1 pseudogene is annotated in these 385 nt (G+C 73.0%); it reads left to right on the top strand.

Going from position 1 to position 385, the window contains the following annotated elements:
• Positions 1 to 13 precede the first annotated feature (13 nt).
• Positions 14 to 385, top strand: a pseudogene (gene osaR / locus M8318_RS00140) (oxidative stress response transcriptional regulator OsaR); the annotation flags it as partial.

Below are 385 nucleotides of genomic sequence, written 5' to 3'. Positions count from 1 at the left end.
GATCGAGCGAATTATGGACCGCCTGACCGCCACCCGCGTCTTCGTCGAGGTCATCGACAGCGGCAGCCAGACCGCCGCCGCCGAGCGTCTGGACATGTCCCGGGCGATGGTCTCGCGCTACCTCGCCGAGTTGGAGGAGTGGGTCGGCGCACGCCTGCTGCACCGCAGCACCCGCCGCCTGAGCCTGACCGACGCCGGCGCGGAGCTGTTGCCGCAGTGCCGCGAGATGCTCGCCGTGGCCGACGCCATGCAGGCCACCGGCCAGACCCGCCGCGACAGCCCGCGCGGCACCCTGCGCATCACCAGCAGCCTGTCCTTCGCCCAGGCCTGGCTGACCCGTGCCGCCGCCGCCTTCGTCGAGCGCTACCCGGGCACCGCCATCGAC

It is taken from the genome of Leclercia tamurae, from assembly GCF_025566055.1.
In the GTDB taxonomy this organism is placed as follows: domain Bacteria; phylum Pseudomonadota; class Gammaproteobacteria; order Enterobacterales; family Enterobacteriaceae; genus Enterobacter; species Enterobacter tamurae.
Note: the sequence above shows the minus strand (reverse complement) of the source record. Positions and strands in the feature narration are given on the sequence as shown.